Here is a 24,220-nt window from a genome sequence, read left to right as displayed (position 1 = left end):
TTTTGAGAAGCCATGACTGACATCCTCACCGGCCTGATGCTGACAACGCTGACCCTGGCGACGCCGCTGCTGCTGGCGGCGCTTGGCGAAGCTATCTCCGAACGGGCGGGGGTCGTCAACATCGGCATCGAAGGCGTCATGCTCGTGGCAGCGTTTACCGGCGTTGCCGTGTGCGCCACTGCGGCCAACACCTGGCTTGCTCCGTGGCTCGGACTGGGAGCGGCTGTCATCGGAGGACTGGCGCTGACGGCCGCCTTTGCCCTGCTGTCCGTCAACCTGGGCTGTGATGCCCTGCTTGTCGGCACCGCCCTCAACATCTTTGCCCTCGGCGCAACGGCCGTGGCACGGCGGGAACTCGTCGGCGACTCCAACGCTGCCTTCGTAGTGCCAACCCTGCCGCTGTGGAGTGTGCCTGTGCTGGCGCTTGTCCTGATCGTCACTGCCTGGTACTGGCTGTTCCGCACCGCCCACGGACTCGGCCTGCGCGCCGCCGGGGAACATCCCGCCGCTGCGGCCAGCGTGGGGTTGAGCGTGGCGCGGCTGCGCTGGAGCGCGCTGCTGTTCAGTGGACTCACCTGCGGGCTGGCCGGAGGCTACCTGGCGCTGGGCCTTTCCAACACGTTCGTCGAAGGCATGACCGCCGGCCGGGGGTTCATTGCTCTGGCCATCGTGATTGTCGGGCGACGCCATCCCGTCGGCGTCAGTCTGTCCGCGCTCGGCTTCGGCGCCGCCAGCGCCTTCCAGTTCCGCCTGCAGGCGCTGGGACTGGACACCATTCCCTATCAATTCTTTCTTGCCCTGCCCTACCTGCTCACCCTCGTGGCGGCGATGTGGTTCAGCCCCCGGCTGGCCAATCACCCGGCCGCGAAATGAGCGCCTTCCCAACCCGTTTACCGGCGTTTCCTTTGTCCCGCATCCGGTTGAAGTGCGTCTGTAAACGTTATAAAGTTGACGTTTTGTTCGTTGCTTCTCGACTCGTGAACGAAACTGGTGCGGCGCCCGGTGGGCGGTGCGCCGTGCTCTGGGGGTTGGTCAATCTATGGAGTATGCCGTCATTTTTGGACTCATCATCGTCGCGCTGGGGTTTGCCGCGTTTCTGGCCAGGAACGTGCTGGCGCTCGATACCGGCACGGAAGGGATGCGGAAGATTTCCGACGCCATCAAGGAAGGGGCGGAAGCCTTTTTGCGGCGTCAAAACACAACGATTGCCTATCTGGCCGTGGCGCTGGCGGCGCTGATTTTCATCCTGTACGCCTTTGTCCGAACACCAGGCATGAATGACCCGGTGAAGGACCCGCGCACGCTGGCGTTTGTGACGGTGATTTCCTTCCTGTTGGGGGCTGCATGTTCGGTAGCGTCGGGCTACATCGGCATGTGGATTTCGATTCGGACGAACATCCGTACGGCCTCGGCGGCCCTGACCTCGCTCAACGGCGCTTTGCAGGCGGCCCTGCGCGGGGGCGCGGTTGCCGGTCTGCTCGTTGTGGCGCTGTCGCTGCTGGGCGTTGCCGGCCTTTTTGCCATTGTCAGCCTGCTCAAGATTACGGAAATGAGCAAAATCCCGCTGCTGATTGCCGGTTATGGCTTTGGGGCGTCCTTTGTGGCGCTTTTTGCGCAGTTGGGCGGAGGTATCTACACCAAGGCCGCGGATGTGGGCGCGGACCTGGTGGGCAAGGTCGAAGCCGGGATTCCCGAAGATGACCCGCGCAATCCGGCGGTCATCGCCGATCTGGTGGGCGACAACGTGGGCGACTGTGCCGGTCGTGGCGCAGATTTGTTTGAATCCATGGCCGCAGAAAACATCGGCGCGCTCATTCTGGCGTCGTCCCTGCTGATGACCAACATCACGGCTTTTGAAAAGTCGCAGCAGCTTGGCGTGTTGCTCTACCCGCTGGTGGTGGGGGCGTTTGGACTGCTGGCTTCCATCGTCGGGGTGATGGTTGTGCGTACGGATGAGAAATCCGACCCGATGAAGGCGCTCAACCGGGGCTTTTACGTCACCTGCCTGCTGGCGACGGCCGGGTTTTTCGTGGCGTCGAAGTGGTTGCTGGCCAGCACTGCCGCCCCCAATGCCTACCTGAGCTTCTTTGCCTGTGGCGTCGTGGGCATTCTGACCTCGCTGGCCTTTGTGTTCATCACGCAGTACTACACGGAGTATCGCTACCGTCCGGTGAAGTCCATTGCTGATGCCTCGCAGACGGGGCCGGCGACGAACGTCATCATGGGGATTGCCGTCGGGTTGGAGTCCACGGCGATTCCGGTCGTGGTGATTGCGATTGCCGTGCTGACTTCCTACTACCTGGGCATGAATTCGGGCTTTGCCAAGGCCGGGCTGTTCGGGACGGCCGCTGCCACGATGGGTATGCTGGGTACGGCCGGTTACATCCTGGCCATGGATACCTTTGGGCCCATCACCGACAACGCCGGCGGGATTGTTGAAATGTCGGAACAGCCGGATGAAGTGCGTGAAAAGACAGACCGCCTGGATGCCGTCGGCAACACCACGAAGGCGCTGACGAAGGGGTACGCCGTGGGTTCGGCGGCCCTGGCGGCCTTCCTGCTGTTTTCGGCTTACATGGATGAAGTCCGCAGCTACTGGCCGTTTGCCTACGGCCCGACGCTGGAGCGGATTGACCTTGCCAAGCCGGAAGTCTTCATCGGCGGCATGGTGGGGGCCATGCTGGTGATGCTGTTTGCTTCGCTGGCCATCAAGGCGGTCGGGGCCGTGGCGCAGGATGTCATTACAGAAGTGCGGCGGCAGTTCAGGAGCAATCCGGGCATCATGAAAGGGACGAGCAAGCCGGATTACGGTCACTGCGTGGACATCGTGACGCGCGGCGCGCTCAAGCAGATGGTGCTGCCGGGCGCATTGGTCGTCCTGACGCCGATCATCGTCGGGATTGTGTTTCGCCAGGTGTATTTGTCCCAGGGGATGACCGCGAACAGCGCCACCGGCGCAGAAGTCGTCGGCGGGTTGCTGCTCATCGGGACGATTGTGGGCATCCTGATGGCGTTGTTCCTGAACAACGGCGGCGGCGCGTGGGATAACGCCAAGAAGTACATCGAAACCGGCGCGCACGGCGGCAAACGGAGCGATGCCCACAAGGCGGCGGTGGTGGGCGATACCGTGGGCGATCCATTCAAGGACACGGCAGGACCCTCCCTGCACGTGCTCATCAAGCTGCTGGCCACGATCACGCTGGTGATGGCGCCGTTGTTCATCTGACGGTCAGCGGGTTGCGGCCGGTGGTGGGCGGTGGGGCCAACCCTCCCTCGCTGCCGGCCACCGCCTTGTCGGGCTGAGGGTACAGTGTCACCATGCTGCCATGCCGCGTAAGTCCTGGTTGACCCTGCACCCGAAATCGCTGGCCGCCTGCCTCGTGCTGCTTGGTTTCACCGTCGGCCTGTTTGCCTGCACGGTACAGGCGCGTCGCCCCTGGTTTGGAAAGCTGAGCTTTGAGCATCACCAGTGGCTTACCGCGAACACGCTGCGGTTTGCCCGCGCCTGGCATGCCGAAGGCCCCTGGACACTGCGCTTTGCCCTTCTCAACGAACCCCGCTCCGTCGAGTTCCCAACCCTGCTGAGCCGCAACCCTTATGTGTCGTACCCACCGGGTTTTGTCCTGACCGCCTACGCCTACAGCCTCGTTAGTGAGGGGGCGCCAACGGTCAGCAGCCTCATGAGTTGGAATCTCATCAACCACGGCCTCATTGCCGTGGCGCTCGGCGGCCTGAGCCTGCTTGTGCTGCGCCGGTTGGGCCTTGACCGGGGCACGTCCACCCTGCTGGCCACCGTGCCGCCGACACTGGAGTTGCTGCTGCCCGGCCCGCTCTACTGGCACCAGAACGTTTATTTCGCCGACCAGGCCGTACTGCTGCCTTACGTCCTGTTCATCCTGCTGGAAGCCATCCGTGACGCCTACCCTTCTGCCCGTACCAGCAGCAACTGATGGCAGGCGTTGACGATGGCATGGGGCCTCGCCTGTGACTGGCTGTTCGTGTGCCTCGTGGGCGTTGCCTATGTGAAACGGCTGGCCACCGGCGACATCCCTCTGCCGTGGTCAAATGTCAAAGCCTGGTGGTGGCGCAGTCTCTGGTTTGGTATGGGCGGGCTGCTGGCGCTGGGACTGTTTTTCGTCCAGCTTGCCTTTCTGGGGATGCTGCCGCGCCTGAAGGAGCGGTTTCTCGGACGCATTGGCGCAACGGATGTCAACGCCGATTTTACGGCGCGTTTCAACGCCATCTTCTGGGGGGAATACATCCCGGCGCAGTTTGGCGCTGCCGGCCCCGCGCTGGCTTTTGTGGCGCTGGCCGGCTGTCTGCTGCTGGGCGGCTGGTGGTGGCGGCAGGCTGCCCGCAACCAGGCGCCGCTGCCCGGTGTGGTGTCCGGGGTGGCGTTGGCTGGCTGGACCATGGCGCTCATCACCGTGCCGTGCTTTTTGCAGGTCTATGCCCTGCGCAACCACTCGGCCATTCACGACTTCAGCGCCCTCAAATTCTCGCTGGTCATCGCCGTCGTGCCGTTTGTCCTGCTGCCGGTCACGCTCCTGCCGCCCTTGTGCCCCGGTGGTCAGCCTGTGCGCGCCGGCGGATGGGTGTGGCGGCTGTACTGCTGACGGCGGCACTGGCATACATCCTTCCGGTTCACCTGGGTTTCCGGGCGCTCTTTCCAGAGCCGTCCCCCATCATCGAACCGCTGGGCAATGCCGTCCGGCAGGCTGTCACACCTTCTGATATTGTGTTTTCGCCGGATTTTGAAATCCCGACCGATCCGCCTCACCTGCTGGCACTGGCGGGCAAACGGGTCTATTACGCCCCGTCCCTCGCGGCAATTGCCGCCGATGTCTCCCGCTACCCCACGTCAGAGTACAACGTTGTGCTCCTGTTTTTACGCCCTCTGGATGCCAGTTGGGGACGTGAACTGTCTGGTGCCCAAGGGGTCATGATCTCCGGTCTCCTGCTGTACCGTTTTGATGCCAAGACCTTTGCCCGTCTGGCCCAACAGGCAGTGCCAAGGCCGGAAGAGCCGCCAATGCCAGCGCGGTCGGGCGAGTACCGGTGGGATGTCGAAGGGTTTTTCCGCCTGTTTCCCCGCGTCCCCACACCCTGAAACGCTGGTCTTCGCCCCAACCGGACGCCAACCCGGCGACTGTCCGTGGTGGAAAAGCCCGGAAGCTTTCGGTTAGGATACTCACTCTGTGCCGCCCCCGCCGCGCAGACGATTTCAAAGTTCAAAGGTTCGCCCGAACATTCTGCTTCCAATGGCGCTTCCCACAACACCCCGCATCCAGAAAGCCCGTCCGCACATCAGCCAGAACGAAAACCTCATCTTTGAAAACTCCCGTCCCGGCAGCCGCGCCTACCACCTGCCGCCGAGCGACGTTCCCGAAGTAGCGCCCTCTGCACTGGTTCCGTCCCACCTGCTGCGGCAGGATGACCTCTCCGAGCTGCCTGAACTGACCGAGCCTGAAGTCGTCCGGCACTACACGCGGCTTTCGACCTGGAACTACGGCACGGATACCGGCATGTTTCCGCTCGGCTCGTGTACGATGAAGTACAACCCGAAAATCAACGAGTGGGCGGCGCGACTGCCCGGCTTTGCCCGGTCGCATCCCCTCGCCCCGGAAGCGACGGTTCGCGGCAATCTTCTGCTGATGAAGCAGCTCGAAGAAGCCCTCTGTGAAATCACGGGTCTGGCTGCGGTTTCCCTGCAACCCACGGCCGGCGCGCACGGCGAACTCACCGGCATGATGATGATTCGCGCAGCGCTGACCGCGCGCGGCGACGCCCGCCGGTACGTCCTCATTCCCGACGCCGCCCACGGCACCAACCCGGCCAGTGCCGTGATGTGTGGCTACAAGGTCATCACACTTATCTCCAGGAAGAACGGCCTGCTTGATTTGGCGGCGCTCGACAAAGCGATGACCGATGAAGTCGCCGGGCTGATGATCACCAACCCGAACACCCTGGGGCTGTTTGAAGAAGACATTGCCAAAGCCTGCGAACTCATCCACGCCCGTGGCGGCTTTGTCTATATGGACGGCGCGAACATGAACGCCCTGGTTGGCATTGCGCGCCCCGGCGACATGGGCGTGGATGTCATGCACCTGAACCTGCACAAGACCTTTTCCACGCCACACGGCGGCGGCGGCCCCGGATGCGGCCCCGTCGCCGTCAACCGTGAGCTGGAGCCATACCTGCCCTGTCCGACCCTGCGCCGGGTGGATGACCAGACCGTGGTGTTTGACAACGACCGCCCCCACTCGATTGGGCGCGTCAAGGCGTACTATGGCAACTTCGGCATGATGGTGCGCGCCTTGGCCTACATCCGCGCCATGGGAGCGGAAGGACTGCGGGCAGCCACGGAAACGGCCGTCCTCAATGCCAACTACATCAAGCATCATCTCCAGGACGACTACGAAGTGCCGTTTGATGGCCCTGTCCTCCACGAGGTCGTCTTCAATGACCGACGGCAGCAGGCGTATGGCGTACGCAACGGCGACATCGCCAAGCGGCTCATTGACTACGGCTTTCATCCGCCGACGATGTCGTTCCCCCTCGTTGCGCCGGGCGCGATTATGGTCGAGCCGACCGAAAGCGAGAGCCGCGCCGAACTCGATTTGTTCATCGCATCCATGCGCGCCATTGCCCAGGAATGCAGGGAAAACCCGGAAGTCGTCAAAACCGCGCCCCATCTGGCGCGACTGCGCCGGCTCGATGAAACCGCTGCGGCGCGGCAGCCCGTGCTGCGCTGGCGGCCGTCGCCGGCCGTCAAAGCGGCCGGTGCATGACGCCCGACACCCTGCCCCCGGATGCCCTACCTGTGGAGACCGCTGCTGGTGTGGTGCTGACGCCCGCGAACTGGTGGCTCATCGTGGATACGGCTTCGCCGCGCATGAGCCTGGCTCTTCTGCGCGGGCAGGAAATCCAGGCGCAATGGGGCGTCCGCAGCCTGCAACCCAGCGCCCACCAGGTGGTCGCTGACATTGCCTACCTGCTTGAACGCACGGGGGTGCGCCCGACGGATTTGACGGCGCTCGGCGCACTCATCGGTCCGGGAAGCTTCACCGGCATTCGCGTCGGACTGGCGGCCGTCAAGGGACTGGCGCAGCCGCTCGACTGCCCCATTGCCACGGCCACTACGCTGGAAGTTCTCGCCGATGCCGTCCTGCCGCTTCAGCAGCCAACGACGGTCGTGGTGCTCAATGTCTCCCACCGGCGCGAAGTCCACGGGCAGGCTTTTTCCGCCGGGCCCGATGCCGAACCCCGGCCCCTCACCGCTGCTCTGACTGGAGAAGTCCAAACCGTACTGGAGCAGCTTTTCCGCCACATTCCGAAAGACTGTCCACGGCTTCTGACCGGCGACGCCCTGGCGCTGCTCGACAATGGCGATGTGTCTGCTTTCGTGGGCGACCTGCCACGGATCGCGCCACCGCCCTGGCTGGCGCCCGTCGCGGCACCCCGGTTGGCGGCCCGGCTTGCCGCCGGTGTGACCTGTGATGCAAAGACTTTAACCGCCTGCTACGCGCGGGCTGCACTGCCCACCGGGTGAGGGGCGCCGCTGTCGCTCAAGTGACGGTTTCCGGGAGCGCCGACCGCCGCCGTTGCCAGTGCAGGCTGCAGGAAAGCCCAAGCCACACCAGCCCGGATGACCCCATCAGCGCCAGCCCGATGTCCTGCACATCCGGGAAGCGTGCGCCTGTCAAGCCGACGACCAGCCAGGCCATGAAAAAAATGCCGCCGGCCACGGTGCGCATCTGGCGGATATGGTGCAGCCAGGTGATGCGGCGCACTTCGGCGTCGAGGTAATCATCGTCCTGGCTCAACCGTTCGTAGTAGCGCGCCTCGTTCTGCGCCCGCCGCCGCAGGGCCGGGTCGCTGGTGCTGTGCGCTGCTGCATAGTAAAAGTGCGCCACCCGCGCCAATTGTCCGTCCCGGAAGGCCAACTCGGCCAGACCCGCATAGGCCCGGAAAAGCTGCCGGTCCAGCTCCAATGCCTTCCGAAAACACCGCTCGGCGCGCACAAAGTCAAACAGCTCGCAGTAGGCTTCGCCGATGCGCTCCAGCAGATGCGGCTCCTGCCGGGCCAACCGGGCGGCCAGCCGCAGGCAGGCCGCTGCGCGGAGTTGCCAGCGAGGATGCTCGGCCAGCGCAAAGCGGCGGAAAAAATAGCCCATTTCACACAGCAGATGCGGGTTGCCACGGTCGCGCCCATAAGCCTGCCGGAAGTAGCGCTGCGCCAGCCGCAGGCGGCCGGTCAGGGTGAAGTGGTTGGCCGTACGGCGGAGCAGCGCCGCCGGAAACTGCGCCAGATGCTGGTCATCCAAGGCGTCGGCTATTGCGGTCAGCGGGGGCGGCGCGCCGTATTGCAGCCAGGCACGGGAATGAAAGTCGAGCTTGGACTCATCCACAGCCGAAAACACGGCCGTCACGAACGGCGCGTACCCGGCCGTGTTCGAGAACAACACGGCTTCAAATCCGTTGCCGACGAGAATCGTCCGAAAGCGGTAGCGCGCCAGCGTCAGCGGCAGATAGACAACTTCGGTGATGCTCAACTCAAGCTGGGCAAGGGGTAGGGAAGTCGTCCCACCCAGCATCCGGGCCTGCCACCAGGCGTAGGGGCCGCGCCGCCGCAGGTGTGTTCCGTCAAAGACAAGCACTTCATAGCGCGCCAGCACGAGCAGCAGCGGAAAGGCAGCCAGGAGCGTCACTCCGGCGGCCGGCGCGCCAAGGCGAAACGCCACACTCGACAGCATCAACGCCAGGCCGGCGGCAAAGTAGTAGCGACCCTGTTCAGTCTGGATACGGTGGCAAGGTTGGGCGTTCAGGTCGGTCACACCTGCACTATGCCAGCGCCGACACCGGAACGCCAACGGTTTCAACGCCGCCAAACCGCCGCTGCCGGCGCTGATAGGCCACGAGGGCTTCGAGCAGGTGGGTGCGGTTGAAATCCGGCCACAGGGTATCGGTCACGAAGATTTCCGTGTAGGCCATCTGCCACAGCAGAAAGTTGCTCAGGCGCATTTCACCGCTGGTACGAATGAGCAGGTCGGGGTCGCTGTCCGTGTAGAGGTGGCGGGCGACATCGGCTTCGGTCAGCGTGTCGAGCGAGCGCCCCAGCCCCATAAACTCGCGTACCACACTGCGCAGGGCATCCACAATTTCGGCCCGACCGCCGTAGTTGAACGCGACGTTGAGCGTCATCCGCTGGTTGTGCGCCGTGGCGGATACAGCATAGTCCAGGGCCTTCCGAATCTCGGCCGACAAGCCTTCCAGCCGGCCGATGAACCGCAGGCGCACGCCATGGCGGTTCAGCAGCGGCACTTCACGCTCAAGGCACTGGTGCAGCAGGCGCATCAGCATTGTGACTTCAACCCGCGGCCGCCGCCAGTTCTCCGAAGAAAAGGCGTAGAGCGTCAGGGTGGGAATGCCCAGCCGGGCGCAGTTTTCCACCGTCGCCCGCACGGCTTCGACGCCGGCCGGGTGGCCGGCAATGCGGGCCTTGCCCTGCCGGTTCGCCCAGCGTCCGTTGCCATCCATGATGATGGCCACGTGTTTGGGCAGGCGGTTGGGGTCGAGTTGGCGCAGCAGAAAAGCGTCCGGCGAGCCGGGTTCAATGAGGGTTTCCAATTCGTGCATTCAGAACTTCACTGGATGAAACCGACCGGTAAAGTACGGCGTCTGAACGCCGGTGCGGGTATGCAAAAAAGCGCTGCGAATACTAGTAATCAACCTGCATGAGCGTCAAGCCTTGGGCTGGCGCCGTGGCAGCAGCGGCAAACTCCTTTGCTCCACAAAGTATCCCGGCCACGGCCGTCGGCGGCAGCTTGCCCTGCCCCACGGCCAGCAGCGTGCCTACCATGCGCCGTACCTGATACCGCAGAAACCCGTCTCCGTAAAACGCCACGGCCAGCAGTTCCGGCGGGCTGAAGGAAGCATTGCCGGAGCCATCCTGGGCTGAGCCTCCCGGAGCGGAGACCCCATGCCACGTCACCCAGTGAATCGTACGCACCGTAGTCTGCACCGTCCGGTCGGCCACGCTGAAGGGCGCAAAGTCGTGGCGTCCGACAAAGTGCTGCGCCGCTTCCCGCATGGCTTCCCAGTCAAGTGGCTGGGGAACGTGCAGGCTGTAGCGCCGCCACCGCGTGCTTTCGACCCGTCCACACCAGAACGCATAGTGGTAGAGCTTGCCCCGCGCCGACTTCCGGGCGTGAAAATCAGCACCAACCACCTCAACCTGCCGCACCCGAATGTCCGGCGGAAGGTGGGCGTTGAGCGCCGCGCGCCAGGTTTCCGGGGCGCGCATCTGATGGACATCCGTATGGACAACCTGCCCCAGAGCATGGACTCCGGCATCCGTACGCCCGGCCGCGTGGAGTTGTGCTGGCTGGCCCAGCAGGGGTGTGAAAGCGGCCGCCAGCACCGCCTGAATGCTGCGGGCATTCGCCTGCGCCTGCCAGCCGGCGTACTCCGTGCCGTCGTACTCAACCGTCAGCTTTAGGCGCGGCATGACCGAGGTGGATGATGTGAGATGGTGTGAGATATGTAGGACGTGGAACCTGCCCACCGCGCTATGGTGTGGCGGCCGCCTTGGCTGGCGGAGCGTCCTTGGCGCAGCGGAAGCCCGTTGAAAGATCGCGGAACGTACGCTCATTCATCAGGCGGCGCGTCACCATCGTCTTGCGGGCGTCGTCGGCAAAGCAGCCACCACGAATGATCTTGAGCGGCTGGAACTGAGGTTTGATGACGGCCTGACTGCCGGGATAGAGGTCATAGCCGCTGTCCGTCCACTCCGCCACGTTGCCAGCCATATCCAGCAGACCGAAGGGGCTTTCGCCCGGAAAACTTCCCACCTGGCGGCGTTGGTCTTTGATTTGGCTGATGTCACGGCCGGCGTTGAGTTTTGTCGGATCAAACTCCATCCCCCACGGATAAAGCCGACGGTCAGTACCCCGCGCGGCATACTCCCATTCGACTTCCGTGGGCAAACGTTTACCGGCCCATTTGGCAAAAGCCTGCGCGTCATCCCAACTGACCTCAGCAACGGGCAGTTTGGCCGTCCCTGGCGGAAAGGTTTTCTCGCCTTTCCAGTTGGGTGGCGGCGGGTGTCCGGTTTCCTGGACGAACCGGGCGTACTGCTCGTTGGTGACTTCCGTGCGGTCCATGAAGAACGGGGCGACCTGGCGTTCATGCTCCGGCTTTTCAAAGTCGTCAGCACTGGCGTTGTTGCCCATGATAAACGTCCCGCCGGGGATATAGACCATTCCCGGCGGCGCTGGGGGTGGTTTGGGAGAGTCCAAGTTTGTGGCTCCCTGCCCGGCTGTGGCTGCGCGCCGGGAAAGATACCACCCGCCGCCGGCGATCAGCCCGACCACCACCAGTCCCACCACGGCGGCAAAGGGAAGCCATAGCCTGGCGCCCACAGCCCGCTTGCCATCCACCGCGACATACGTCTTTGTTTCACCTCCCGGTTCAGAGGTGCTTTTGCGGTTCAAGCCTGTCGCCCGCTGGCTTTCCACGGTTGCCCGCTCGACAGCGATATTCGCCCCCGACAGCGCCAGCGTGCGATTGGTGGTTGGCGTTCCTTCAGTCACGTCAGTCGTGGGTGCTTTGCTTCCGCCCACCGTGCTGCGGCCGACGTGGCGCTGGGTTTTGAGCAAATTTGTCATTGAAGCCGTGCCAAGCTGCACACCGGCTTCCTGCAAGGCCTGTTCAAGTTCGCCGAGCAAGTGAAGAGCGGTCTCCGGCCGCTCATGGGGCTGCTTCGCCAGAGTGCGCAGAATGAGACGGTTGATGCCGGGTGGTACGGCAGGGTTGATGGTGACTGGCGGCGGTGGCGGCTGGGAGACATGCGCCATGAGCGTGGTCATGGCGCTTTCGCTCTGGAAGGGGACGCGCCCGGTGAACAGCTCATACAGGATGACCCCCAGGCTGTAGATGTCCGAGCGCGCATCCAACTCAAGACCCTGGCACTGCTCCGGCGACATGTAATCGGGCGTCCCGATGACCGTCCCGGAAGCCGTCAGGGTGTTTTTGTCCTGACGCTTGAGTTTGGCAATGCCAAAGTCGAGCACCTTGACATCCTTGATATTCCGCTCCTCATCGAGCAGCAGAAAAATGTTGTCGGGTTTGACATCCCGGTGAACAATGCCCTTGAGATGCGCCGCATGCAGGGCCGAACACACACAGGAATAGATGAAGTGGATGTCTTCCATCGGCAGCGCATGCGTTTCCCGCAGTCGTTCCCCCAGCGATTCGCCTTCGAGGTATTCCATGACGAAGTACACCAGGTTGGAGTCCTTCGTCACACCGAAGTCCGTGACGCTGACCGCATTGGGATGGCGAATCTGAGCGGCGGCCTGCGCCTCGCGCCGGAAACGCGCGACGGCTTTTTCATCCTCGCCAAACTGGGCGTGCAGCACCTTGACGGCAAACGGCGTCCCAATCTCGACGTGGATGGCGCGATAGACCTGCCCCATGCCGCCTTCGCCGATTTTTTTCTCGATGCGGTATTTGCCATCAATGAGCAGCGGAATGAGACCCTTGCCGTCCACCGGGCAAAAGGTCACATTGTCTTCGTATTGTTGCCCACATGCTGGACACTGTTTCATTGTGGTCTGCTTGGTTGCCTGGGCGTGCGTCACTTGTGCTTGAAAGCTGTGGTGCGGCCAGGCTTGATTGTTGGAAACCCCACCCCGAATGTCAAACCTCTTTGTAAGCCTGTCTTCACACGATGTCTGACGAACTGATGGTTGCGCCCAGTTTCACGGTGTGCGGTGCCGGACTGGCTGGAACGCTGGCGGCGCTCTACCTTGCCCGCCAGGGCAACCGCGTCACCCTCTATGAACGCCTGCCGGATATGCGGACGCATTCCGTACCGCGCGGCCGTTCCATCAATCTGGCGCTGTCGCGGCGGGGGCTGCATGCCCTTGAAGCCCTTGGCCTCGCTCCGGTCATCCATCCGCTGACCATCCCCATGCGCGGGCGCATGATCCACAGCCTGCAGGGGGAGCTGACGTTCCAGCCCTACGGCCGCACACCGGAAGAAACCATCTTCTCCATTTCGCGTCACCAGTTGAATTGCGCCCTGCTCGATGCCGCTGCCCACTGGCCCAACCTGGAAATCCACTTCCAGTCGCGTTGCGTGGGGCTGAACCTTTCTTCCATGACGCTGGAGATTGAAGACACCCGCACGCGCACTGTCCGTCAGGTAAGCGCCCGGACGGTCGTTGGCGCTGATGGGGCTTTTTCGGCCATCCGCCAGGCGCTTCAGCGCACCGACCGCTATGACTACGCCCAGACGTTTCTCCCGCACGGCTACAAGGAACTGACCATCCCGGCCCTGCCTGGCGGCCAGCATGCGCTGGAGAAAAACTACCTGCACATCTGGCCCCGCCAGGACTTCATGCTCATTGCGCTGCCCAATCTGGATGGCTCGTTTACCTGCACGCTGTTTCTGGCATACGAAGGCGCGGAAAGCTTTGCCAGCCTGACCGATGAAGATGCCATCCGGCGCTTTTTCGATCGCCACTTCCCCGATGTCACGCCCCTGATGCCGACGCTGGTGGAAGACTTCCAGCACAACCCGACCGGCTCGATGGTGACCATCCGCTGCTTTCCCTGGCAGTACGCCGGGCGCGTCGTGCTCATCGGCGATGCAGCCCATGCCGTCGTGCCGTTTTACGGGCAGGGCATGAACGCCTCGTTTGAAGACTGCTTTGTGCTGGATGAATGCCTCCGCCGGCACAACGGCGACACCAGCGCAGCCTTTCTGGACTACCAGCAGCAGCGCAAGGTCAACACCGATGCCCTGGCCGAACTCGCCTACGAAAACTACCTGGAAATGCGCGCCAAGGTGGCCTCGCCGTGGTTTCTGATGCGGCGGCGTCTCGAATACGCCCTCTCGAACCTGCTGGGCGACCGGTTTCTGCCGCTCTACACAATGGTGTCATTTACGCGCATTCCCTACGCTGAAGCCCGCGCGCGCGCTGCCCGTCAGGACCGCTGGCTGGATGCGGCGCTGGCCACGCTGGCGCTGCTGGTGCTGCTGGCGCTGCTGTGGTGGCTCTGGCCGGCAGGACGCTGAGCGGGCGACTTACCGGAGCTGCTCCCACAGGCGGTAGAGCAGCCGGGCGCTGCTGACCAGCCCGGCGATCCCAAGCAGAAAGAACCACAGCGGTGCCGTCTGAAGCTGGCGGTCCAGCCAGTAGCCCACCAGAAACGAACCCAGGATGGTCATCGGCAGCCCCAGCGCCAGCCCGGCCGCCGTGAGCATCCGGGCCCGCTGGGCTGCTTCGTCATTGTCCGAATTCTGGGGCGACGGCATCCGTGCGGCGAATGCAGATTAGGAGGGAGGTGGCGGAGGGCATGGGACTCGAACCCACATGTCCTTTCGGACGCCGGTTTTCAAGACCGGTGCATTAGCCATTCTGCCAACCCTCCGCAGAAAACCCGTGACCAATGCAGCCCGACTATAGCCCGGCGGCGCCACGCCGACAAGATTGCGCTACAATCCGCACCTGCCGCCGCACGGCTGCCGTCACAGATGGCCCTATGACTTCTGCCTTGGGGCGGCCTGATGTCCGTTGCAAGCGAGGATTACGCGCCATGGCGCAGCGTCAGCATTTTGAGTACCAAATCGGCGATGAAGTCTCCTTTGCCGCCGGGCATGGGATGCAGTACGGCGAGGTCGTCCGCATCATCACCCCCGGCCCCGACGGCGCTATCGAAATCCAGTGGGAGGATGGCCGGCGCGAAGTCAAAAAAACCCGTGACCGTGCCATTCACCTTGTCCGGCGCGCTTCCGGTATCAGTGAAGTGGATGAACGGCGCGGCCAACGCCGGCGCAGCACCGACGATGAAATTGCCGAAGTGCGGCGCAGTGACATACGCCGCCGCCACGGATGACCCCGCGCCCCATTCCGGTCATCGTCGGGCCGACCTGCTCCGGGAAAAGTGACCTGGGGCTGGCTGTGGCCCGGGCGCTGGACGGAGAAATCATCAACCTCGATTCCATTCAGGTCTATCGCGGCCTGGACGTGGCCACAGCCAAGGTGCCGCCAGCGCTGCGCGCGCTTGTGCCGCACCACCTGATTGATGTTGCTGACCCGGCCGAGCACTACACCGCCGGCCGTTACGCCCGCGAAGCCACGGCCTGTCTGGCTGACATCGAAGCCCGTGGGCGCACGGCCGTGTTTGTCGGCGGCACGGGTCTCTACTTCGACGCCCTGCGCGGCCGCCTCTTTGCCGAAGACAACCCGACCGACTTGCGTCTGCGCGCCCGTCTGCATGCCATCCGGGCCCGTCGTGGCGCACCGTGGCTGCACCGCATGCTCCGGCGGCTCGACCCGGCGACGGCGGCGCGCCTGCAACCCAACGACTGGTCGCGCACCATGCGGGCGCTGGAGTTTTTCCTGTGCACGCGCACGCCTCTGTCGCAACGGCAACGGCAGCTTGCGCCACCACCGCCCTTTGTGGCGCGTATGCGGCTGCTGGTGCTGTCGCCGCCGCGCGCCGAACTCTATGCCCGCATCAATGCCCGCGTCGAAGCCATGGTCGCTGCCGGTCTGCTCGATGAAATCCGCCGGCTGCTGGCGGCCGGCGTCCCGCCCGATGCCGAAGCCTTCCAGGCGCATGGCTACCGGCGGTTCATCGAGTACCTGCGGGGTGAGCGTACCTACGCCTCAGCCGTCGAGCAGATGAAAACCGACACCCGCCACTATGCCAAACGCCAGCTTTCCTGGTGGCGACGCGAGCCGGAGGCCCACTGGCTGGCCGGCTTTGGCAGCGACCCGGAAGTGCAGCGGCAGGCGCTGGAGCTGTTACGTGCGCCGGCGCCAGTGCGTCCGGGGACTCAACTGGCAGGTGAGCTTCCCACGAGTGCATCGCCCTCCCTATGATGCCTGGTGATGCGTCCCTTAGCCGAAACAACCTTCGATGTGGTGGTCATTGGTGCTGGCGTGGCCGGTTTGACGGCTGCCCTGTTACTCCAGCACGACGGCTACCGGACGCTGCTGCTCGAAGCCCACGACAAGGCTGGCGGCTGCGCCGGGTACTTTTTCCACAAGGGCTACAACTTCGATGTGGGCGCAACGGTGCTGATGGGGCTCGACCCGGCTGGTCTCCACACGCAGGTGTTCAACCGGCTTGGATGGCCGCTGCCCGAAAGCACCCTCATCAAACAGGTGGATGTTCACCTGCCCGACCGCTGTGTTCACATCGCGCACAACCCTGAAATTTGGGCGCATGAGCGCGTGGTGCGCTTTGCCCGGACGCCCGAAGAGGCGGAGCGGCTGCGCGCCTTCTGGCAGCTTGTGGACCGGACGGCCGACACGCTCTGGACGGCGACGGCCAAACTGCCGGTGCTGCCGCTGCGCCACTGGCGTGATGTCGTCGCCAACCTGCGTCTGGTTTCGCCGGATTTTCTCCGCGCAGCGCCCTACCTGTTTTCGACCGTGGAAGACGTGCTGCGGCGCTACCGGCTGGCTGACCATGCCCCGCTGCGGGCTTTTCTTGACGGGCTACTGCTCATCACGGTGCAGGAAACAGCGGCGCGGGCGCCTTTTCTGAACGGCGCGGCCGGGCTGGACATTTACCGCCACGGCATCCGGCGCGCGCGCGGCGGCATGAAGAGCTTTATCAAGGCGCATGTGGCAGCGTTCCGTGAGCTGGGCGGCGTACTTCGGCTGCGCCAGCGGGTGACACGCATCACTCCGGCTGCGGGTGGCGGCTACACGGTGGAGACTGACCGGGGGCTGACCGTGCATGCGCCGCGGGTGGTGGCCAACCTGCCCATCTGGAACGTGCCGTCGCTGGTGGCGGCGGATGTGTCGCGCCAGATGAAGCGTCCTCTGAACAAGGCTGGCGTGGGCTGGGGGGCATTTACGCTCTATCTGGGCGTCCGGGCGGAGGTCATTCCCGACGATACGCCGCTCAATCACCAGGTACTTTTGGAGTACGGCGCGCCCTTGGACGACGGCAACAGCGCCTTTCTCAGTTTGAGCGAAGTGGATGATCGCGCCAGCGCCCCGCCAGGTCGCCGGACACTGAATCTTTCCACGCACACGGAAGTATCCCCGTGGTGGGAGTTGTCGCCGGAAGACTATGCAGCGCGGCGGGCGGCCGTGGTGGAGCGGCTGCTGACGGCAGCGGAGCGGGTGTTTCCGAATCTTCGGGAAGGCATCGAGTGTGCGTTGCCGGGAACGCCCCGCACCTTTGCGCGCTACACGGGCCGCGCGCAAGGCATGGTCGGCGGTCTGCGGACAACCCTGTGGAACAGCAACCTGTTCGGGATTGGTTCACGTGATGTGGGCCTGCCCGACTTCTGGCTGGTGGGCGACACGGTGTTTCCAGGGCAGGGAACACCGGCCTGTGCGCTTTCCGGCATCAATGCCTGGCGCGACATTGGAATGCGGGTGTCCCGCCCGCAAGCCTGGGAGCGCGGGCGTCCCGCCCGCATGAAACAAATAGCGTTCAACCGTTATTGACGCGACGGGCCTGGGAGCGCGGGCATCTTGCCCGCATCCCAATTTCAACCGTCGCTGACGCGACGGGAACCGATATGGGGTCCTCGCGATCCGTGGGTTGAAACCCACGGCTAAATTCAATCGTCGCTACGCGACGGGGGGGCATTGGGGCGTCCGTGATCCGTGGGTTGAAACCCGTACCCCGGCGTTGAAACGCCGGGCTAAATTCAACCGTCGCTGACGCGACGCGGGAGGATTTCAACCCGGCGGTGTCGTGATTGCCCGCACATAACGATGTGGATTTTGGGATACCTACGCCGTGGGACGGAAACCCGTGGACGTGGGCCGTTGGTCGTGGGCTGCAACCGCATTTCTGCCGCGTAGCGGCAACTGAATTTAGCCGTGGGTTTTAACCCACGGATCAAGGTCGCCCACCAATCATTTTCCGTCGCGTCAGCGACGGTTGAATTCCACCGTGGATGTTGATCCGTTGTGTATCCGTAAGGTGGCATTCGCATTCCCGTGTGTGGGAGATGCCCGTGTGGTTTGGTGATATTCAACCGTCGCTACGCGACGGGGGGCATTGGGGCGTCCGTGATCCGTGGGTTGAAACCTGTACCCCGGCGTTGAAACGCCGGGCTAAATTCAATCGTCGCTACGCGACGGGGGAGGATTTCAACCCGGCGGTGTCGTGATTGCCCGCACATAACGATGTGGATTTTGGGATACCTACGCCGTGGAACGGAAACCCGTGGGCCGTGGAACGGAAACCCGTGGACGTGAGCCGTTGGTCGTGGGCTGCAACCGCATTTCTGCCGCGTAGCGGCAACTGAATTTAGCCGTGGGTTTTAACCCACGGATCGTGGGTTCACCCACGATGGGTTTCAACCCACGGACCGCCGCGCCCCCCAATTTGGTTTCCGTCGCGTAGCGACGGGTGAATGTAAGGCGTGGGCGTCCCGCCCACGTGGACATTGGGCATCACACAATCCGTGGGTTGAACCCACGGCAAAATTCAATCGTCGCTACGCGACGCGGGCCGATGCGGTGCGTTTCCCTACGCGATGGGGACAACCCGGTGACGTGGTGGGTTGGTCACGCAATGATTCAACCGTCGCTGACGCGACGGGTGGATGGGGTTGCCCCAATCCGTGGGTTGAAACCCACGGCAAAATTCATCCGTCGCTACGCGACGACGGGAGGCGTCGGATACCCGTGCCATGGGGCGGAGACCCGTGGCCGTGGGCCATCGGAGACCCGTGGGTCGTTGATTGTGGGTTGCAACCGCATCTTTGCCGCGTAGCGGCAACGGAATTTAGCCGTGGGTTTCAACCCACGGATCGTGGGTTCACCCACGATGGGTTTCAACCCACGGATCGTGTCGCCCCCCAATTGGTTCCCGTCGCGTCAGCGACGGATGAATGCCATCCGTCGGGGATTCATGCGGGCGGGACGCCCGCGCTCCCAGGCTTGCGGGCAAGATGCCCGCGCTCCCAGGTGATGCCCACCTTCACTCGCTCAAATGCCGCGCCACATTCGTCCGGTATGCCAGCGCCGCCGGCAGCAGCCCCATCACCGCTCCCAGCACCAGTGTCCCGGCAATGACCGCCACCTCAAACGGCACGTAAGCCGTCAGCCACGCCGGCCCGACTTCCAGCCGCGTCCAGCGCCACGGATCAAGCGGCAGCCCGCTCAGGAACTTCAAACTGCTGCCCGCCACTGCCAGCAGAGCATGCCCCAGGAGCACGCCCACCACGCCGCCCAGCGCCGCCGTCATGGCCGCTTCCCAGACCAGCCAGCCGAAAACCGTCCGCCGGTGCGCCCCCAGCGCCCGCAGCACGGCCACTTCCCGCCGCCTCTCGGCCAGTGAGTTGTAAATCGCCACAAGTACCGAAACCGCCGCCACCACGACGACCAGCACAGACATCAGCAGCAGCGCCCGGTCAACCGTCCCTACGATGGTGAACAGCTTCTGCACCTCGACGCCCGGCAGCGCCGCCTGAGCATCCTTGCCCTTGTTGATTTCACGGTGCATCAGAAACAGATAACCCGGCGAGCGCAGCTTGACGATGATCGCCGTCACTTCATCTATGGCCTGTCCCGGTACGCCCACTGCGGCCTGATTTGGTGCGGCTGGGGCTGATGTGGTCTGGCCCGGCAGAACGGCCGGTTTGTCGCCGCCCGGTGTATCGCCAACCGGCGGAGCCGCCGGCTTTTTGCGGTGGTGATGGTGGTGATCGTGATCGTTCCTGTCTTCTGGCCTGTCTTCCGGCGGGCTGCCGGACGGTTCAGCCGGCAGAGCTTCAAGCTGTTCGAGCAGGCTTTTCCCGCCCTTGTCGCGGCTTTCCTGGTGAATTTCATCCACGCTGCCCAGCGAAATGAAAATCACCCGGTCCAGCGGCGTACCGGTTTCGCGCAGGATGCCCACGACGGTAAACGGTGCGTCTTCGTGTTCCTCAGCGGCCGCCGTGTCTTCGACCCCATGCCGCGCCACAAAGGTCTGCCCCAGCCCCAGCCCGGTTTCCCGCACGACCACGCTGCCAATCACCGCCTCGTAGTCAGCCGCAAACGGACGCCCCTGCGCCACCGCAACCGGTTGCCCGTCCTTGAGCCGCACGAGATTGAAGTATTCCGGTTCCGTGCCGACCAGCCGGAAGCCCCGGTAGTTATCCCCCAGCGCCAGCGGTATGGCGTAGGCCACGCGGTCATCGGCCTTGAGCTTGCGGTAGTAGCTGTATGGCAGGTTGCCCACCGGCACATCCAGGTGAAACACCGTGTTGAGTACAAGCTGCAACGGCGACCCCTTGGCTCCGACGACGAGTTCGTACGACGCCGCCACATTGTCAAAATTCGCCTGCGCCTGCTGGCGCAGCGCCGTAATGGCCGTGACCAGCGCCACCCCCAGCCCGATGGAAAGGGCGGTCAGACCCGTGGAAAGCCAGCGTTGGCGCAGGTTGCGGTAGATGACCGTCAGGGTGTGCATTGGTGCGCCTCATTTGACGTGATTGATGTCGGCCAAGCGGATTGTCGTCGGGAACCGGCGCGCCACGGCCTCGTCGTGCGTGACCACGACGAGCGCCGCGCCGATGTCCTGGCACAGGCGCTGCATCAGGTCAATGACGGCATCGCGGTGGCGCGCATCAAGCGCACTGGTCGGCTCATCGGCCAGCACCAGCCGGGGCCGGTTTGCCAGCGCCCGCGCAATCCCAACGCGCTGCTGCTGCCCGGCCGAGAGTTGCCGGGGAAAGTACCGCGCCCGCTCCCGCAGCCCGACGCTTTCGAGCAACGCCAGCGCTTCGGCTGTACCGGCGCGGTTGTCGGCAAACGTCATCCCCAGCAGGACGTTTTCCAGCGCCGTAAAGGCCGGCAGCAGGTGCACCTGCTGGAAGATGTACCCGATGTTGGCGGCGCGGAAACGGTCACGGCTGGCTTCGTCAAGGCGCGTGATGTCCGTATCGCCCAGCCGTACTTCGCCGCTGTCCGGCAGGACAATGCCCGCCACGACGTGGAGCAGCGTCGTCTTGCCCGAACCGCTGGCGCCCACCAGCGCGACCTGTTCGCCGGCGGCTACGCCCCAGTCGGGGATGTCCAGCACCGGCGTCGGCGGCTCGCCATCAGGACCCGGATACTGCACACGCAGTTGACGTATCTGAAGCAGAGACATGGCTAGGTTGCCGTTCAACATCAGGCTGCACCGCGCCGGGTTGCGACTAGGATTATTCCTAACTACAGTCAGGCTGTGCCGCACTTTACCCAACTTCAGGACGGCTGGCAAAGCCGGCCGTTCCAGAAATTCACGCCGTGGCACTCCGGCCGTGCCGGAAATCCATCCAGGGAGGAACTTCACGTATGTCATCGGCTGGCACACAGGCCGCGCCGCAGCGCGTCCCGGTCACGGTGCTGACCGGTTTTCTGGGCGCCGGGAAAACGACCCTGCTCAACCGGCTGCTCTCCGAACAGCACGGCAAGCGCATTGCCGTCATCGAAAATGAGTTCGGGGAAATCGGGGTGGACCACGAGCTGGTCATCGAAGCCGAAGAGGAAATCTTCGAGATGAACAATGGCTGCATCTGCTGCACCGTCCGGGGCGATCTGATTCGGATTCTGGGCAGCCTGATGAAGCGCCGCCACAAGTTTGACTACATCCTCGTGGAAACGACGGGACTGGCCGATCCGGGTCCCGTGGCGCAGACCTTCTTCGTGGATGAGGAAATCCAGCGCCAGACCCGTCTTGACGGCATTGTGACGCTCGTGGATGCCAAACACGTCTGGGAACACTTCGATACGAACGAAGTCCAGGAGCAGATTGCCTTTGCCGATGTCATCCTCATCAACAAGACCGACCTCGTGGACGCCGCCACGCTGGAGCGCCTCGAACAGCGCATCCGCGCCATGAACGCCACGGCGAACATCCGGCGCACACAGCACGCGAATGCACCCGTCGAAGCCCTGCTGGACATTGGCGCGTTTGACCTCGACCGGGCGCTGGCCGTGGACCCGCAGTTTCTGGAGCCGGAGTATCCCTTCGAGTACGGCGGCCTCTACGCGCTTACGGCCGGCGAGGCGACGCTGGAGTTACAGCCCGGCCCCGACCCGACGCTTGACCTGCTGTTTCTGCCGGCCCCGGAAGGTGCGGACGACCCGCTGGCGGCGCTGACCGACCGGGCCATCGTCCTGTTTTCCGAAGAACCGGAGCCGGTGACGACCGGCCACCGCCTGACGCCCGAACCCCGGCTGCGGCAGCTTCGCCTGGCTGCCGATGGCCCGACGCGCCTGACGCTGGACGTACCCCAGACCGGGCATTACGTACTGTTGACCCAGCATCATCCTGAAGAGTTTGCAGCCGTGCTGCGGCAGGGAGGCAGGGAAGTCGCTCCGCTCCACAGCCGCGCCTACAAGCCCGACCACGAACACGACGCCGAGGTGACTTCCGTCGGCATCAAGCTGCCGGGCGACCTTGACCCCAAGCGGCTGAATGCCTGGATTGGGGAGCTGCTTCAGACGCAGGGCCCGGACATCTTCCGCATGAAGGGCATCCTCAGCCTTGCCGGCGACCCGCGCCGGTTCGTCTTTCAGGGCGTCCACATGGTGTTTGACGGACGCCCCGACCGCCCGTGGGGCGCCGAGCCGCGCCACAACGCACTGGTGTTCATCGGGCGGCATCTTGACCGCGCCGCGCTGGAAGCCGGCTTCCGGTCCTGTCTGGTTTCGTCTTAGGGCGACCGATCAGGGGAGGGAGTGCCGTTCAGGGGAGGGAGTGCCGTGCGTTTGCCTTCGATTGCCGCGTTTCTGAAGGGGGCGACCCGCCAGCTTGAAGTGGACTGGCAGGCGGTGCTGGATGATGGCGTCGTGGCGCTGGAATGGGCGCCGGATGGCGGGCATCTGGCGGCCCTGTCGGCGGCCGGGACGCTGACGGTCTGGGACGGCGCAACCGGGGAGCAACGCTGGTCATGCGCGGCGCACCGGACGGGCGGCATGACGCTAAGCTGGTCGGCGGACGGCACGGTACTCGCCACCGGCGGGCAGGACCGGCAGGTGTGCCTGTGGGAGCCAACGACCGGCGACCGGCTGGTGAGCCTGCCGGCGGGTGCGGCGTGGGTGGAGCGGGTGGCGTGGAGTCCGCCCTATCAGGACGGCGCGCCTGCCGTACTCGCTTCGGCGGCCGGCAAGGTCCTGCGTTTCTGGACGCCCACGGGCGACCTCATCAGCGAGCACGTACGCCACACGAGTACGATTGCCGACCTGCACTGGCATCCGCAGCGCCGGTGTCTGGTGACGGCATGCTATGGGCTGCTGACGGTCTGGACGCCGGGCGCTGACCTGCCGGCGGAAGTCTTTGCCTGGAAGGGGTCGCATCTGGCGGTACGGTGGCAGCCGCAGGGGCGGTATCTGGTGGTGGGCGATCAGGATGCCACGGTGCACGTCTGGGATGTGACGACCGGAGAGGACCTGGTGATGTCGGGCTACATGATAAAGGTGCGGGAGTTGGCATGGCATCCGGCGGGGCGGTTTCTGGCGACGGGTGGTGGGGCGGCGGTCACGCTGTGGGATTTTGCCGGAGACGGGCCGGCGGGTTCGACACCGATTGTTCTGGAAGGGCACAGCGGGCTGGTGACGGCGCTGGCGTACTGTCCTGATGGGGGAGTGTTGGCGTCGGGGGCGGAGGATGGGGTGTTGGTGTGGCGTCCGCCGGAGAAGCCCGGCCGGACGGTGTCGCCGGTGGGGCGGTACGATGTGGCGGGTGGCGTGGCATGTCTGGCGTGGCGCAGCGACGGCGCGCGTTTGGCCGCAGGCGGCTTGCAGGGGGAAGTGCTCGTAGTCGTTGTTGCAGCGTAGCACCTGGGAGTGCGGGCCTGGGAGCGCGGGCGTCCCGCCCGCAAGCTTGGTAGTACGGGCGTCCCGCCCGCATGAATCCCCGACGGATGGCATTCATCCGTCGCTACGCGACGGGAACCAATTGGGGCGACGTGATCCGTGGGTTGAAACCCATCCCCGGCGTTGAAACGCCGGGCTAAATTCAATCGTCGCTACGCGACGGGGGATGATTGTGGGACGCCTCCAACTTGTGATGTGAACGGAATGGCCACCGGAAACCCTGGGAGCGCGGGCGTCCCGCCCGCACAAATCCCCGACGGATGGCATTCATCCGTCGCTACGCGACGGGAACCAATTGGGGCGACGTGATCCGTGGGTTGAAACCCATCCCCGGCGTTGAAACGCCGGGCTAAATTCAACCGTCGCTATGCGACGGGGGG

At 64.2% G+C, this 24,220-nt stretch carries 20 protein-coding genes and 1 tRNA gene; 13 read left to right on the top strand and 8 right to left on the bottom strand.

From position 1 onward, the window contains the following. Positions 1-12 precede the first annotated feature (12 nt). The 7 genes from CABTHER_RS10340 (at position 13) to tsaB (ending at position 7,552) form a co-directional block, all read left to right on the top strand. Positions 13-873, top strand: a complete 861-nt coding sequence (locus tag CABTHER_RS10340; RefSeq protein ID WP_014100590.1) for an ABC transporter permease — start codon at positions 13-15, stop codon at positions 871-873. 166 nt (positions 874-1,039) lie between these two features. Further along, a complete protein-coding gene (locus CABTHER_RS10335) occupies positions 1,040-3,226 on the top strand; it encodes a sodium-translocating pyrophosphatase (protein WP_014100589.1) in 2,187 nt (728 codons plus the stop codon). A 100-nt stretch (positions 3,227-3,326) separates the two neighbouring features. Next, entirely contained in the window at positions 3,327-3,950 is a 624-nt protein-coding gene (locus CABTHER_RS10330; RefSeq protein WP_014100588.1) for a hypothetical protein, read from the top strand. 15 nt (positions 3,951-3,965) lie between these two features. Further along, the gene (locus CABTHER_RS10325; RefSeq protein ID WP_014100587.1) at positions 3,966-4,616 is read left to right on the top strand and encodes a hypothetical protein; all 651 of its coding nucleotides are present in this window, start codon (positions 3,966-3,968) and stop codon (positions 4,614-4,616) included. Then, positions 4,598-5,110, top strand: a complete 513-nt coding sequence (locus tag CABTHER_RS10320; RefSeq protein ID WP_148264028.1) for a hypothetical protein — start codon at positions 4,598-4,600, stop codon at positions 5,108-5,110. The genes CABTHER_RS10325 and CABTHER_RS10320 overlap by 19 nt, the downstream gene beginning before the upstream one ends. 151 nt (positions 5,111-5,261) lie before the next feature. After that, a complete protein-coding gene (gcvPB, locus tag CABTHER_RS10315; protein WP_014100585.1) occupies positions 5,262-6,791 on the top strand; it encodes an aminomethyl-transferring glycine dehydrogenase subunit GcvPB in 1,530 nt (509 codons plus the stop codon). Next, entirely contained in the window at positions 6,788-7,552 is a 765-nt protein-coding gene (gene tsaB / locus CABTHER_RS15980) for a tRNA (adenosine(37)-N6)-threonylcarbamoyltransferase complex dimerization subunit type 1 TsaB (protein ID WP_014100584.1), read from the top strand. Before gcvPB ends, tsaB begins: the two co-directional genes overlap by 4 nt. Before the next feature lie 16 nt (positions 7,553-7,568). Here tsaB and CABTHER_RS10305 read toward each other — a convergent pair whose 3' ends face one another. From CABTHER_RS10305 to CABTHER_RS15975, 4 genes are all read right to left on the bottom strand, one after another. After that, entirely contained in the window at positions 7,569-8,837 is a 1,269-nt protein-coding gene (locus CABTHER_RS10305) for a tetratricopeptide repeat protein (RefSeq protein ID WP_014100583.1), read from the bottom strand. 7 nt (positions 8,838-8,844) lie between these two features. Further along, positions 8,845-9,639, bottom strand: coding sequence for an isoprenyl transferase (locus CABTHER_RS10300; RefSeq protein ID WP_014100582.1), 795 nt, complete (start codon positions 9,637-9,639; stop codon positions 8,845-8,847). An 82-nt stretch (positions 9,640-9,721) separates the two neighbouring features. Beyond that, positions 9,722-10,510 (bottom strand): tRNA pseudouridine(38-40) synthase TruA, encoded by a 789-nt coding sequence (gene truA, locus CABTHER_RS10295; protein ID WP_014100581.1) that lies wholly within the window; start codon positions 10,508-10,510, stop codon positions 9,722-9,724. A gap of 61 nt (positions 10,511-10,571) precedes the next feature. Further along, the gene (locus tag CABTHER_RS15975; RefSeq protein ID WP_014100580.1) at positions 10,572-12,611 is read right to left on the bottom strand and encodes a bifunctional serine/threonine-protein kinase/formylglycine-generating enzyme family protein; all 2,040 of its coding nucleotides are present in this window, start codon (positions 12,609-12,611) and stop codon (positions 10,572-10,574) included. Positions 12,612-12,733: 122 nt separating this feature from the next. On the opposite strand from CABTHER_RS15975, the gene CABTHER_RS10285 reads away from it, so the two are divergent. Further along, positions 12,734-14,086, top strand: a complete 1,353-nt coding sequence (locus CABTHER_RS10285) for an FAD-dependent oxidoreductase (RefSeq protein WP_014100579.1) — start codon at positions 12,734-12,736, stop codon at positions 14,084-14,086. Between the two features lie 9 nt (positions 14,087-14,095). On the opposite strand, the gene CABTHER_RS10280 is transcribed toward CABTHER_RS10285, so the two are convergent. Both CABTHER_RS10280 and CABTHER_RS10275 read right to left on the bottom strand, forming a co-directional pair. After that, positions 14,096-14,326: an AtpZ/AtpI family protein gene (locus CABTHER_RS10280; RefSeq protein ID WP_014100578.1), complete on the bottom strand. Its 231-nt coding sequence runs from the start codon at positions 14,324-14,326 to the stop codon at positions 14,096-14,098. 30 nt (positions 14,327-14,356) lie between these two features. Beyond that, positions 14,357-14,442 (bottom strand) — tRNA-Ser (locus CABTHER_RS10275). Positions 14,443-14,607: 165 nt separating this feature from the next. Here CABTHER_RS10275 and CABTHER_RS10270 point away from each other — a divergent pair. From CABTHER_RS10270 to CABTHER_RS10260, 3 genes are read left to right on the top strand one after another with little or no spacing between them, the layout of a single operon-like run. After that, positions 14,608-14,907 (top strand): hypothetical protein, encoded by a 300-nt coding sequence (locus CABTHER_RS10270; protein WP_014100577.1) that lies wholly within the window; start codon positions 14,608-14,610, stop codon positions 14,905-14,907. Then, a complete protein-coding gene (gene miaA, locus CABTHER_RS10265) occupies positions 14,904-15,899 on the top strand; it encodes a tRNA (adenosine(37)-N6)-dimethylallyltransferase MiaA (protein WP_014100576.1) in 996 nt (331 codons plus the stop codon). Before CABTHER_RS10270 ends, miaA begins: the two co-directional genes overlap by 4 nt. Positions 15,900-15,908: 9 nt before the next feature. Then, a complete protein-coding gene (locus tag CABTHER_RS10260) occupies positions 15,909-17,486 on the top strand; it encodes a phytoene desaturase family protein (protein WP_014100575.1) in 1,578 nt (525 codons plus the stop codon). A gap of 1,489 nt (positions 17,487-18,975) precedes the next feature. Here CABTHER_RS10260 and CABTHER_RS10255 read toward each other — a convergent pair. Together CABTHER_RS10255 and CABTHER_RS10250 are read right to left on the bottom strand one after the other, a co-directional pair. Beyond that, complete coding sequence (locus tag CABTHER_RS10255) at positions 18,976-20,448, bottom strand: ABC transporter permease (RefSeq protein WP_014100574.1); 1,473 nt, start codon at positions 20,446-20,448, stop codon at positions 18,976-18,978. Positions 20,449-20,457: 9 nt separating this feature from the next. Then, positions 20,458-21,150, bottom strand: coding sequence for an ABC transporter ATP-binding protein (locus CABTHER_RS10250; protein ID WP_228374051.1), 693 nt, complete (start codon positions 21,148-21,150; stop codon positions 20,458-20,460). 164 nt (positions 21,151-21,314) lie between these two features. Between CABTHER_RS10250 and CABTHER_RS10245 the strand changes: the two genes are divergently transcribed. Beyond that, positions 21,315-22,682 (top strand): CobW family GTP-binding protein, encoded by a 1,368-nt coding sequence (locus CABTHER_RS10245; protein WP_014100572.1) that lies wholly within the window; start codon positions 21,315-21,317, stop codon positions 22,680-22,682. 45 nt (positions 22,683-22,727) lie between these two features. Further along, positions 22,728-23,801, top strand: a complete 1,074-nt coding sequence (locus CABTHER_RS10240; RefSeq protein WP_014100571.1) for a WD40 repeat domain-containing protein — start codon at positions 22,728-22,730, stop codon at positions 23,799-23,801. Positions 23,802-24,220 lie beyond the last annotated feature (419 nt).

It is taken from the genome of Chloracidobacterium thermophilum B (assembly GCF_000226295.1).
GTDB lineage: Bacteria > Acidobacteriota > Blastocatellia > Chloracidobacteriales > Chloracidobacteriaceae > Chloracidobacterium > Chloracidobacterium thermophilum.
The sequence above is the reverse complement of the archived record's forward strand: the minus strand, read 5'-3'. Positions and strand labels throughout refer to the sequence as shown.

Bases quoted from the DNA above. Each gene is read 5' to 3' on its own strand.
- CABTHER_RS10340 (WP_014100590.1), top strand. From the start codon at position 13: ATGACTGACATCCTCACCGGCCTGATGCTGACAACGCTGACCCTGGCG.
- CABTHER_RS10335 (WP_014100589.1), top strand. From the start codon at position 1,040: ATGGAGTATGCCGTCATTTTTGGACTCATCATCGTCGCGCTGGGGTTT.
- CABTHER_RS10330 (WP_014100588.1), top strand. From the start codon at position 3,327: ATGCCGCGTAAGTCCTGGTTGACCCTGCACCCGAAATCGCTGGCCGCC.
- CABTHER_RS10325 (WP_014100587.1), top strand. From the start codon at position 3,966: ATGGCATGGGGCCTCGCCTGTGACTGGCTGTTCGTGTGCCTCGTGGGC.
- gcvPB (WP_014100585.1), top strand. From the start codon at position 5,262: ATGGCGCTTCCCACAACACCCCGCATCCAGAAAGCCCGTCCGCACATC.
- tsaB (WP_014100584.1), top strand. From the start codon at position 6,788: ATGACGCCCGACACCCTGCCCCCGGATGCCCTACCTGTGGAGACCGCT.
- CABTHER_RS10300 (WP_014100582.1), bottom strand. From the start codon at position 9,639: ATGCACGAATTGGAAACCCTCATTGAACCCGGCTCGCCGGACGCTTTT.
- truA (WP_014100581.1), bottom strand. From the start codon at position 10,510: ATGCCGCGCCTAAAGCTGACGGTTGAGTACGACGGCACGGAGTACGCC.
- CABTHER_RS15975 (WP_014100580.1), bottom strand. From the start codon at position 12,611: ATGAAACAGTGTCCAGCATGTGGGCAACAATACGAAGACAATGTGACC.
- CABTHER_RS10285 (WP_014100579.1), top strand. From the start codon at position 12,734: ATGTCTGACGAACTGATGGTTGCGCCCAGTTTCACGGTGTGCGGTGCC.
- CABTHER_RS10280 (WP_014100578.1), bottom strand. From the start codon at position 14,326: ATGCCGTCGCCCCAGAATTCGGACAATGACGAAGCAGCCCAGCGGGCC.
- CABTHER_RS10270 (WP_014100577.1), top strand. From the start codon at position 14,608: ATGGCGCAGCGTCAGCATTTTGAGTACCAAATCGGCGATGAAGTCTCC.
- miaA (WP_014100576.1), top strand. From the start codon at position 14,904: ATGACCCCGCGCCCCATTCCGGTCATCGTCGGGCCGACCTGCTCCGGG.
- CABTHER_RS10260 (WP_014100575.1), top strand. From the start codon at position 15,909: ATGCGTCCCTTAGCCGAAACAACCTTCGATGTGGTGGTCATTGGTGCT.
- CABTHER_RS10255 (WP_014100574.1), bottom strand. From the start codon at position 20,448: ATGCACACCCTGACGGTCATCTACCGCAACCTGCGCCAACGCTGGCTT.
- CABTHER_RS10250 (WP_228374051.1), bottom strand. From the start codon at position 21,150: ATGTTGAACGGCAACCTAGCCATGTCTCTGCTTCAGATACGTCAACTG.
- CABTHER_RS10245 (WP_014100572.1), top strand. From the start codon at position 21,315: ATGTCATCGGCTGGCACACAGGCCGCGCCGCAGCGCGTCCCGGTCACG.